General features: G+C 41.9%; 4 protein-coding genes, 4 tRNA genes, 4 rRNA genes and 1 pseudogene. All 13 read left to right on the forward strand.

The annotated features are described in order from the left end of the window. On the forward strand, positions 1-504 hold the full coding sequence (locus EG346_RS08345; protein WP_076509456.1) for an OmpH/Skp family outer membrane protein: 504 nt from the start codon (positions 1-3) through the stop codon (positions 502-504). 63 nt (positions 505-567) lie between these two features. Further along, complete coding sequence (locus EG346_RS08350; protein ID WP_073335675.1) at positions 568-1,053, forward strand: acyl-CoA thioesterase; 486 nt, start codon at positions 568-570, stop codon at positions 1,051-1,053. A 75-nt stretch (positions 1,054-1,128) separates the two neighbouring features. Beyond that, the gene (gene rfbD, locus EG346_RS08355) at positions 1,129-2,004 is read left to right on the forward strand and encodes a dTDP-4-dehydrorhamnose reductase (RefSeq protein WP_228426838.1); all 876 of its coding nucleotides are present in this window, start codon (positions 1,129-1,131) and stop codon (positions 2,002-2,004) included. Between the two features lies 1 nt (position 2,005). Then, positions 2,006-2,686: a hypothetical protein gene (locus EG346_RS08360; protein WP_123877984.1), complete on the forward strand. Its 681-nt coding sequence runs from the start codon at positions 2,006-2,008 to the stop codon at positions 2,684-2,686. A 567-nt stretch (positions 2,687-3,253) separates the two neighbouring features. Next, a 16S ribosomal RNA gene (locus EG346_RS08365) occupies positions 3,254-4,770 on the forward strand. Positions 4,771-4,988: 218 nt separating this feature from the next. Continuing rightward, positions 4,989-5,062, forward strand: a tRNA-Ile gene (locus EG346_RS08370). An 86-nt stretch (positions 5,063-5,148) separates the two neighbouring features. Then, positions 5,149-5,222: transfer RNA gene (locus EG346_RS08375), tRNA-Ala, on the forward strand. A gap of 158 nt (positions 5,223-5,380) precedes the next feature. Then, a 23S ribosomal RNA gene (locus tag EG346_RS08380) occupies positions 5,381-8,142 on the forward strand. 157 nt (positions 8,143-8,299) lie between these two features. Beyond that, positions 8,300-8,407, forward strand: a 5S ribosomal RNA gene (gene rrf / locus EG346_RS08385). 170 nt (positions 8,408-8,577) lie between these two features. Next, positions 8,578-8,817, forward strand: a pseudogene (locus EG346_RS08390) (transposase); the annotation flags it as partial. 1,424 nt (positions 8,818-10,241) lie between these two features. Further along, positions 10,242-11,758, forward strand: a 16S ribosomal RNA gene (locus EG346_RS08395). The 16S, 23S and 5S rRNA genes sit together here with 4 tRNA genes alongside, the layout of an rRNA operon. A gap of 218 nt (positions 11,759-11,976) precedes the next feature. Further along, positions 11,977-12,050, forward strand: a tRNA-Ile gene (locus tag EG346_RS08400). An 86-nt stretch (positions 12,051-12,136) separates the two neighbouring features. Beyond that, positions 12,137-12,210: transfer RNA gene (locus EG346_RS08405), tRNA-Ala, on the forward strand. Positions 12,211-12,294 lie beyond the last annotated feature (84 nt).

Below are 12,294 nucleotides of genomic sequence, written 5' to 3' on the forward strand. Positions count from 1 at the left end.
ATGAAAAAATTAAGTGTATTATTTGCCGCGGTAATAATGGTTGTATCGGTAAGTATGGCAAAAGCTCAGAAATTAGCTACTGTAGATTTAATGGGGGTGCTTAATGCAATGCCTGAAAAGAAAAAAGCAGATACTGATATAAAAGCTTTCTTAGATGCAAAACAAGCGGAGATCAAGAAAAAAGCTGACGCAGGACAAGCTAAATTAAAGCAGTACAGCGAGGAAGCTCCTAAGAAAACTGCTGATGAAAACAAAGCTAGAGAAGCAGAATTACAAAAGATTCAGGAAGAAATAGCTCAAATGCAGGATAAAGCTCAGAAAGATCTTCAGGCTAAACAAGATGTTGCTTTCGGACCTATCGAGAAAAAACTGAACGATGCTATCGAGAAAGTAGCTAAAGCTAGCGGATATGAATTCATTATGGATGCAAATTCTGCAGCATTGGTTTACAAATCAGGTGCAGATGCTACAGCTGCTGTTAAGAAAGAATTAGGGATCAACTAAGAAATTAACAAAGTTTTATAAATTAACCGCCTCTTTTAGGGGCGGTTTTTTTATTTTTGCGCTATGGAAAGAGAAGTATCAACAACCGTAAAAGTGAGGTTCAGCGATTGTGATCCGATAGGACATTTAAATAATGTGAAATATCTGGACTATATGTTCAATGCAAGAGAAGATCACGTAGAAACATTTTACGGATTCACCTACGAAGAGTATACCAAGAAAACGGGATGCACCTGGATTGCCATTCAAAATGAGATCGCTTATTTAAAAGAAGTACGATACAATACTCAGGTAGTCATCAGCAGCAAGACTATAGAAATACAAGACAGAACAGCCAAAGTAGAAATACTGATGAAAAGTCTGGATGAAAAAACAGTTCATGCCGTATTATGGGTTACTGTAATCTATTTTAATATTGCAACAAGAAAATCTGAAGTTCATCCCGAAGATATAAAAGAGACTTTCCATAAGTTCTTTGTAAATCTGGAGCAAAAAGATTTCCAGCCAAGAGTAAAATACTTAAGATCTCAGAACGCAAAAAATTCTTAATCAGACAACGGAAAAAATAATCTTTTGCGATGAAAGGATATATTTTCTTTAGCAGTACCTTAGATAAGTAAAATAATAAAATTACAGATGAAAAAAATAGCAGTAATAGGGAGTAACGGACAGTTGGGTAACTGTATCAGAAAAATAGCACCTGATTTTGAAAACTCCTACGAATTCATATTTACAGACTCTCAGACTTTGAATATTACAGACGAAAGTCAGATCAATGACTTCTTCTATGATAATAAACCTGATTACTGTATCAATGCTTCAGCCTACACAGCAGTTGATTTAGCCGAAAAAGAAAGTGATAAAGCATTTGCTGTCAATGCTGATGGAGTAGGATACCTTGCTCAGGCATGTGCAGATCATAAAAGCATTTTGATTCATGTTTCCACAGATTATGTATTTGATGGCGATACCAACCTTTCCTACTCAGAAGACGATTTTACAAACCCAACGGGAATATATGGTGAATCAAAGAGAAAAGGAGAAGAATTGGCCTTGGAACTTAATCCTAAAACCATTATTTTGAGAACCTCTTGGCTCTATTCAGAATTTAATAAGAATTTTGTTAAAACAATGCTCAACCTCTTTTCTCAAAAGAACGAACTAGGGATTGTTGCAGATCAGTTTGGTCAGCCTACCAATGCAAATGATCTTGCAGAAACAATCATGAACATTATCCAAACCCCCAACAAAACCTTTGGTATTTTTCATTTCTCCAACTATCCGGAAACGACATGGTTTGAGTTTGCTAAAAAGATCGCTGAATTTTCAAAATCTTCAGTAAAATTAAATCCTTTAACAACCGACCAATATCCTACTCCTGCAAAAAGACCGGCCAGAAGTACCATGTCTTTGGATAAAATAGAGGAGATTTATAAAATAGAACCAAAACATTGGGAAAATAGCCTCGAAGAAGCTGTCAGAACAATTACACAACAATAATATGAAGAATCTAGCAATTGCCCTTTCCGTATTTTGTATACAGTTGTGTTATGCACAAAAGGTGTATCTTTCAAAAATTGAGAAAACAAATGACAATACAGATAAATTCCTGTATAAAAAAGCGGACGCTATAAAGGGTGCCGAATATTTGGGCGAAATTGATGTTCAGGGATTCTCCAATGATGATGCAGCTGTTTTCTCTTTAATATATAAGAAGGCAAAAGAAATAGGAGCCAATACATTTTCATTTAAACCTTTTGAAAATATAACGGGCATTCCGCAACCTCTTAATCCGGCAAATTATAAAATTGCCCTGTACTATACTCCCAAAGAAAACTTAGCAGGCCAGAAAGGAATGCTTTACGTTTTTGCTTCTTCTGATAAAAATCAAAAAATTAACATCAATGAGAAGGATTATGTGTTAACCCCAAGATCATATCTTACACAGGAGATCATTCCCGGAGAAGTATATACTATATCAACAAAGAAACTTTTGGGCTCTATAATTAAAGTTCAGGCAAAAAATAATGACGAGAATCTATATTTTCAGGTTTCTTCCGCAAAAGTTAAATCAGATACCTCAGGAACAGGAGGCTTAAATCTAAAGTCTGGTGATATTATTGGGTTGGAAAGGTCCTATGCTGACTTTTTAAGCCTTATCTATGTACAAAATAAACAATAGGGCTACACTTTGTATTCAAGTAGACTTTAAAACTAAACATAAGTTTAAATTTTTCTCTCTGCCTGCCAGTTGTTTATGCATTAATATGACGGGATGATGAATTTTATGTTAAATAAGTTTGTTTTGCGTTGTGATAAGTTGCTATCTTTGCCCCACTGAAAAACGAGAGTTGATTAGTAGCACAGAAGAGCTTTTAGGTAAGCGATACTATTTATGAAAATGCTTTATAGGAGCTAGGAAATGATCTGATTAATTTTTAGAAATAAAAGTTGTGGGATTTAAAAATTTTAGTATCTTTGCAGTCCGGTTAAACGGAGCGCAGAAGCAGTAAGGACGGATGTTTGTCAGGGAGTTAAGGTTACTTAAAAAACTTCAAATTTTCTTTGGAAAACATTTTGTCATTTAGAAATAAATAATTACTTTTGCAACCGCAAATAGAGGACAGAACGACAGAAAAGCTTCTCTATGTTTTGCGGAAAGAAAAAAGATCATTGACATACAATATACAACCAAGTAAGAAAAAAACTAAAGCGTAAAAAAAAACTTTGAGTGGGTCAGGAAAAACATACAATGGAGAGTTTGATCCTGGCTCAGGATGAACGCTAGCGGGAGGCCTAACACATGCAAGCCGAGCGGTAGGTTTCCTTCGGGAAACTGAGAGCGGCGCACGGGTGCGGAACACGTGTGCAACCTGCCTTTATCAGGGGGATAGCCTTTCGAAAGGAAGATTAATACCCCATAATATATCATATGGCATCATTTGATATTGAAAACTACGGTGGATAAAGATGGGCACGCGCAGGATTAGATAGTTGGTAGGGTAACGGCCTACCAAGTCAACGATCCTTAGGGGGCCTGAGAGGGTGATCCCCCACACTGGTACTGAGACACGGACCAGACTCCTACGGGAGGCAGCAGTGAGGAATATTGGACAATGGGTGAGAGCCTGATCCAGCCATCCCGCGTGAAGGACGACGGCCCTATGGGTTGTAAACTTCTTTTGTATAGGGATAAACCTACTCTCGTGAGAGTAGCTGAAGGTACTATACGAATAAGCACCGGCTAACTCCGTGCCAGCAGCCGCGGTAATACGGAGGGTGCAAGCGTTATCCGGATTTATTGGGTTTAAAGGGTCCGTAGGCTGATTTGTAAGTCAGTGGTGAAATCTCACAGCTCAACTGTGAAACTGCCATTGATACTGCAAGTCTTGAGTGTTGTTGAAGTAGCTGGAATAAGTAGTGTAGCGGTGAAATGCATAGATATTACTTAGAACACCAATTGCGAAGGCAGGTTACTAAGCAACAACTGACGCTGATGGACGAAAGCGTGGGGAGCGAACAGGATTAGATACCCTGGTAGTCCACGCCGTAAACGATGCTAACTCGTTTTTGGGTTTTCGGATTCAGAGACTAAGCGAAAGTGATAAGTTAGCCACCTGGGGAGTACGTTCGCAAGAATGAAACTCAAAGGAATTGACGGGGGCCCGCACAAGCGGTGGATTATGTGGTTTAATTCGATGATACGCGAGGAACCTTACCAAGGCTTAAATGGGAATTGACAGGTTTAGAAATAGACTTTTCTTCGGACAATTTTCAAGGTGCTGCATGGTTGTCGTCAGCTCGTGCCGTGAGGTGTTAGGTTAAGTCCTGCAACGAGCGCAACCCCTGTCACTAGTTGCCATCATTCAGTTGGGGACTCTAGTGAGACTGCCTACGCAAGTAGAGAGGAAGGTGGGGATGACGTCAAATCATCACGGCCCTTACGCCTTGGGCCACACACGTAATACAATGGCCAGTACAGAGGGCAGCTACACAGCGATGTGATGCAAATCTCGAAAGCTGGTCTCAGTTCGGATTGGAGTCTGCAACTCGACTCTATGAAGCTGGAATCGCTAGTAATCGCGCATCAGCCATGGCGCGGTGAATACGTTCCCGGGCCTTGTACACACCGCCCGTCAAGCCATGGAAGTCTGGGGTACCTGAAGTCGGTGACCGTAACAGGAGCTGCCTAGGGTAAAACAGGTAACTAGGGCTAAGTCGTAACAAGGTAGCCGTACCGGAAGGTGCGGCTGGAACATCTCATTTTAGAGCGTCTTAAAGACGTTAAACAAAATTAGTACAGCAATGTACATTGATTCTGCTTAAAGTAAAGCTTTAGTTTTTTATTTGGTTGCTATATATTATAAAAATACACAACCCACTAGAAATTAGTATAGGGATAGAGATACAAGAGCCGAGAGCCAAGAACCAAGACGAATGCAAAAGTCTTGTATCTAGGATCTAGGACTGTTAGTCTAAAAGACAGTCTCGTAGCTCAGCTGGTTAGAGCGCTACACTGATAATGTAGAGGTCGGCAGTTCGAGCCTGCCCGAGACTACTAATTATAAGACGGGAAGATGAAAGAGGCAAGAGCCAAGATGTAAATCTTTAATCTAGCATCTTGACTCTCTTAGTCTACTAGAGGGGGAATTAGCTCAGCTGGCTAGAGCGCCTGCCTTGCACGCAGGAGGTCAAGGGTTCGACTCCCTTATTCTCCACAGTTTTGGAAGTTTGATTTAAAAGTTACGGATAGAGCCAAAAAACAATATTCGTTCATCAGACAGAAGAAAAGACATTAAGATCATTGACATTAACGGTAAAAATATCACAAAGAAAAAACCGAGCGCATATAAGCGCTTGAGTAACCAAAAATAGGAAAGAAATCGTTAAGGGCGTATGGCGGATGCCTAGGCTTTCAGAGGCGAAGAAGGACGCGGTAAGCTGCGAAAAGCTGCGGGGATTGGCACACACGAATTGATCCGCAGATGTCCGAATGGGGCAACCCGGCATGTTGAAGACATGTCACTCTAATTAATTAGAGAGCAAACCAGGAGAACTGAAACATCTAAGTACCCTGAGGAAAAGAAATCGAAGAGATTCCGTAAGTAGCGGCGAGCGAAAGCGGATTAGCCCAAAAGTCTTTATATGTTTAATAGAATGTTCTGGAAAGAACAGCCATAGAGGGTGATAGCCCCGTATATGAAAGGCATATTTTGATGATAAATGAGTAGGGCGGGACACGTGAAATCCTGTCTGAATATGGGGGGACCATCCTCCAAGGCTAAATACTCCTGAAAGACCGATAGTGAACAAGTACTGTGAAGGAAAGGTGAAAAGCACTTCGAATAGAAGGGTGAAATAGAACCTGAAACCGTACGCCTACAAGCGGTCGGAGCCCACAAGTTGGGTGACGGCGTGCCTTTTGCATAATGAGCCTACGAGTTAATTTTGCTAGCGAGGTTAAGGACTTCAGGTCCGGAGCCGGAGCGAAAGCGAGTCTGAATAGGGCGCTTAGTTAGCAGGATTAGACGCGAAACCTTGTGATCTACCCATGGGCAGGTTGAAGCTCTGGTAACACAGAGTGGAGGACCGAACCGGTTGACGTTGAAAAGTCTTCGGATGACCTGTGGGTAGGGGTGAAAGGCCAATCAAACTGGGAGATAGCTCGTACTCTCCGAAATGCATTTAGGTGCAGCGTCGTATATAAGTTTATTAGAGGTAGAGCTACTGATTGGATGCGGGGGTTTCATCGCCTACCAATTCCTGACAAACTCCGAATGCTAATAAATGTTCTACGGCAGTGAGGGCATGGGTGCTAAGGTCCATGTCCGAGAGGGAAAGAACCCAGACCAACAGCTAAGGTCCCCAAATCTCTATTAAGTTGAAGCAACGCGGTTGGACTGCATTGACAGCTAGGATGTTGGCTTGGAAGCAGCCATTCATTTAAAGAGTGCGTAACAGCTCACTAGTCGAGCGGTCCGGCATGGATAATAATCGGGCATAAATAGAGTACCGAAGCTATGGATTTATACCTTTTGGGTATATCTGGTAGGAGAGCATTCTGTTTGCACCGAAGCAGTATCGTGAGGTATTGTGGAGCGTACAGAAAAGAAAATGTAGGCATAAGTAACGATAAAGCGGGCGAGAAACCCGCTCACCGAAAGACTAAGGTTTCCTCAGCCATGCTAATCAGCTGAGGGTTAGTCGGGACCTAACGCGAACCCGAAAGGGGTAGTGGATGGACAATGGGTTAATATTCCCATACTTGCTCACACTAAAAAGGGGACGGAGTGCCGTACTTACTGGAGACTGACGGAATAGTCAAGACCTAGCCTTCGGGCGAAGTTGTTGTAGGGAAAGTGCTTCCAAGAAAAGCCGAAGTGAAGCAACCCGTACCAAAACCGACACAGGTAGTCGAGGAGAGAATCCTAAGGTGCTAGAGTGAATCATGGTTAAGGAACTAGGCAAAATAGTCTCGTAACTTCGGGAGAAGAGACGCCATCAGCAATGGTGGCCGCAGTAAAAAGGCCCAGGCGACTGTTTATCAAAAACACAGGACTCTGCAAAATCGAAAGATGCAGTATAGGGTCTGACACCTGCCCGGTGCTGGAAGGTTAAGGAAGGGCGTTAGCGTAAGCGAAGCGTTTGACTGAAGCCCCAGTAAACGGCGGCCGTAACTATAACGGTCCTAAGGTAGCGAAATTCCTTGTCGGGTAAGTTCCGACCTGCACGAATGGTGTAACGATCTGGGCACTGTCTCAACCATGAGCTCTGTGAAATTGTAGTCTCGGTGAAGATGCCGAGTACCCGCAATGGGACGAAAAGACCCTGTGAACCTTTACTATAACTTCGTATTGACTTTGAGTAAGTAATGTGTAGGATAGGTGGGAGGCTTTGAAGCGGGCACGCTAGTGTTCGTGGAGCCAACGTTGAAATACCACCCTTTACTTACTTGGAGCCTAACTTCTTTTAGAAGGACATTGCGTGGTGGGTAGTTTGACTGGGGTGGTCGCCTCCAAAAGAGTAACGGAGGCTTTCAAAGGTACCCTCAGCACGCTTGGTAACCGTGCGTAGAGTGTAATGGCATAAGGGTGCTTGACTGTGAGACCAACAAGTCGATCAGGTGCGAAAGCAGGACATAGTGATCCGGTGGTTCCGTATGGAAGGGCCATCGCTCATAGGATAAAAGGTACTCCGGGGATAACAGGCTAGTCTCCCCCAAGAGCTCACATCGACGGGGAGGTTCGGCACCTCGATGTCGGCTCGTCACATCCTGGGGCTGGAGAAGGTCCCAAGGGTTGGGCTGTTCGCCCATTAAAGTGGCACGCGAGCTGGGTTCAGAACGTCGTGAGACAGTTCGGTCTCTATCTATTGCGGGCGTTAGATGTTTGAGAGGGCTTGATTCTAGTACGAGAGGACCGAATTGAACAAACCTCTGGTGTATCAGTTGTTCCGCCAGGAGCACCGCTGAGTAGCTACGTTTGGAAGAGATAAGCACTGAAAGCATATAAGTGCGAAACTCGCCTCAAGATGAGACATCTTTTAAGGGTCGTTGGAGATGACGACGTTGATAGGCTATAGGTGTAAAGGCAGTAATGTCATAGCCGAGTAGTACTAATTACCCGTAGATTTATAGCCTATGGTTACTGTATAACAAGTTTTATATGCGCAGTAAAGGTTTTGTCTTTGTGAGTGTTTTTATCGATAAACCAGACAAGAGATATAAAGATAGTAGATAAGAGACATAAAGTCTCGAGTCTCAGGTCTACAAATCTCACGTCTTATATAAAGCCTTTAGGGTGGTTTTAGCGGTGGGGCTCACCTGTTCCCATTCCGAACACAGAAGTTAAGCCCACCAGCGCCGATGGTACTGCGAAAGCGGGAGAGTAGGCCGCCGCCAGTTTTTATTTAAAAGTCTCATACATTTATTTGTATGAGACTTTTTTTTGTGATATACCCCAAAGAGAAAAGATAATAGACAAGAGATAAGAGATAAGAGATAAGAGATAAGAGAGGGAATAGACCACCGCCACAAATCATTCATCATTTATCATGGTAGTGAGACACTACCTTTTTGATTTTCCTTTAGAGATCCGAAAAATCATTTATACAACTAATTTAATTGAAAATCTAAACGGAAAAATCCGAAAATACACCAAAAATAAAATGTCTTTTCCTACCGATGATGCCGTAATGAAATCAGTGTATCTGGCATTAAAAGAAGCTACTAAAAAATGGACGATGCCTATCCAAAATTGGGGCATTGTTCTCAACCAATTTATCCTTATTTTTGAAAAAAGGCTCAGATTATAAAATCCAAGCCTAACTTTTTAACTTACACACTTTGTGGGATAGTGTCGCCTGGCTATCTATCTATCTATCTATCTATCTATCGCGGAACAATTATAAAATATCCGCTTCATTGTAACGATCAAAGTATCTACTAAATATCCTTAATACTTACTATTATTGAATAATAGCTGACTTTTGTTAATCTCGATATACACACATCGATGAAAGGCGTTTAATCAAAGCTACTATTGGATACAACTCAGAAGGACTATTTTTGTAATCAAGTTATACAACTGCTCTTTTTGCGATACGCTCCATTTTATTGTAATATCCTTTATCGTTTGATCTTTATAAAATTCTTCAAATAATCAGCCTTGCTGTTCTCTATTTAAATTGTACCCAGTTCAGGATTTATATATTAGTTTTTAAAACCCTTTCCAGGATCCTAAAGCTTTAGTTATCTAATTTTTTTAAAAGATCTCCATGATCTATTCAATCTGCATTAAATATTCCATAACCATTCATCTTTACCTTTTATAGCTTACTAACTTTTGCTCTGTTAAGCTTTATTTTGATTTAAAGCATTAAATCAAAACCCACCTAATCGGTTAAAACTTTAATCATATACCTTTTGTTATATAACTTTTTTCAAAGATCTTCCTGATCTATTGAATCTACAGAAAATATTCCCCGATCATTCACCTTTACCGTTTGCTGCTCTATTAAGTAGGTTAAAGCTTTAGTTGATCACCTTAAAAAAAATCTGTGCGATCCCAGTCATCCGTGGGATATGATATTTTGTACCCCAGGATCTACGTCTTCTTAAAAACTACTCAGTCTACATTTATCCCATTCTCTTAGCCTTGCCTACCTTTTATTATTGATCTATGTCCCTTGTGGATAAGTCCACTATTTAAATAAATAATTAGTAATCAAAATCTTACGGATGTACTTATCCCCATTATGAGTGCTGTATGAATTTTATGTTAAATAAGTTTGTTTTGCGTTGTGATAAGTTGTTATCTTTGCCCCACTGAAAAACGAGAGTTGATTAGTAGCACAGAAGAGCTTTTAGGTAAGCGATACTATTTATGAAAATGCTTTATAGGAGCTAGGAAATGATCTGATTAATTTTTAGAAATAAAAGTTGTGGGATTTAAAAATTTTAGTATCTTTGCAGTCCGGTTAAACGGAGCGCAGAAGCAGTAAGGACGGATGTTTGTCAGGGAGTTAAGGTTACTTAAAAAACTTCAAATTTTCTTTGGAAAACATTTTGTCATTTAGAAATAAATAATTACTTTTGCAACCGCAAATAGAGGACAGAACGACAGAAAAGCTTCTCTATGTTTTGCGGAAAGAAAAAAGATCATTGACATACAATATACAACCAAGTAAGAAAAAAACTAAAGCGTAAAAAAAAACTTTGAGTGGGTCAGGAAAAACATACAATGGAGAGTTTGATCCTGGCTCAGGATGAACGCTAGCGGGAGGCCTAACACATGCAAGCCGAGCGGTAGGTTTCCTTCGGGAAACTGAGAGCGGCGCACGGGTGCGGAACACGTGTGCAACCTGCCTTTATCAGGGGGATAGCCTTTCGAAAGGAAGATTAATACCCCATAATATATCATATGGCATCATTTGATATTGAAAACTACGGTGGATAAAGATGGGCACGCGCAGGATTAGATAGTTGGTAGGGTAACGGCCTACCAAGTCAACGATCCTTAGGGGGCCTGAGAGGGTGATCCCCCACACTGGTACTGAGACACGGACCAGACTCCTACGGGAGGCAGCAGTGAGGAATATTGGACAATGGGTGAGAGCCTGATCCAGCCATCCCGCGTGAAGGACGACGGCCCTATGGGTTGTAAACTTCTTTTGTATAGGGATAAACCTACTCTCGTGAGAGTAGCTGAAGGTACTATACGAATAAGCACCGGCTAACTCCGTGCCAGCAGCCGCGGTAATACGGAGGGTGCAAGCGTTATCCGGATTTATTGGGTTTAAAGGGTCCGTAGGCTGATTTGTAAGTCAGTGGTGAAATCTCACAGCTCAACTGTGAAACTGCCATTGATACTGCAAGTCTTGAGTGTTGTTGAAGTAGCTGGAATAAGTAGTGTAGCGGTGAAATGCATAGATATTACTTAGAACACCAATTGCGAAGGCAGGTTACTAAGCAACAACTGACGCTGATGGACGAAAGCGTGGGGAGCGAACAGGATTAGATACCCTGGTAGTCCACGCCGTAAACGATGCTAACTCGTTTTTGGGTTTTCGGATTCAGAGACTAAGCGAAAGTGATAAGTTAGCCACCTGGGGAGTACGTTCGCAAGAATGAAACTCAAAGGAATTGACGGGGGCCCGCACAAGCGGTGGATTATGTGGTTTAATTCGATGATACGCGAGGAACCTTACCAAGGCTTAAATGGGAATTGACAGGTTTAGAAATAGACTTTTCTTCGGACAATTTTCAAGGTGCTGCATGGTTGTCGTCAGCTCGTGCCGTGAGGTGTTAGGTTAAGTCCTGCAACGAGCGCAACCCCTGTCACTAGTTGCCATCATTCAGTTGGGGACTCTAGTGAGACTGCCTACGCAAGTAGAGAGGAAGGTGGGGATGACGTCAAATCATCACGGCCCTTACGCCTTGGGCCACACACGTAATACAATGGCCAGTACAGAGGGCAGCTACACAGCGATGTGATGCAAATCTCGAAAGCTGGTCTCAGTTCGGATTGGAGTCTGCAACTCGACTCTATGAAGCTGGAATCGCTAGTAATCGCGCATCAGCCATGGCGCGGTGAATACGTTCCCGGGCCTTGTACACACCGCCCGTCAAGCCATGGAAGTCTGGGGTACCTGAAGTCGGTGACCGTAACAGGAGCTGCCTAGGGTAAAACAGGTAACTAGGGCTAAGTCGTAACAAGGTAGCCGTACCGGAAGGTGCGGCTGGAACATCTCATTTTAGAGCGTCTTAAAGACGTTAAACAAAATTAGTACAGCAATGTACATTGATTCTGCTTAAAGTAAAGCTTTAGTTTTTTATTTGGTTGCTATATATTATAAAAATACACAACCCACTAGAAATTAGTATAGGGATAGAGATACAAGAGCCGAGAGCCAAGAACCAAGACGAATGCAAAAGTCTTGTATCTAGGATCTAGGACTGTTAGTCTAAAAGACAGTCTCGTAGCTCAGCTGGTTAGAGCGCTACACTGATAATGTAGAGGTCGGCAGTTCGAGCCTGCCCGAGACTACTAATTATAAGACGGGAAGATGAAAGAGGCAAGAGCCAAGATGTAAATCTTTAATCTAGCATCTTGACTCTCTTAGTCTACTAGAGGGGGAATTAGCTCAGCTGGCTAGAGCGCCTGCCTTGCACGCAGGAGGTCAAGGGTTCGACTCCCTTATTCTCCACAGTTTTGGAAGTTTGATTTAAAAGTTACGGATAGAGCCAAAAAACAATATTCGTTCATCAGACAGAAGAAAAGACATTAAGAT

The sequence above is a fragment of the Chryseobacterium carnipullorum genome (genome assembly GCF_003815695.1).
Classification (GTDB): domain Bacteria; phylum Bacteroidota; class Bacteroidia; order Flavobacteriales; family Weeksellaceae; genus Chryseobacterium; species Chryseobacterium carnipullorum.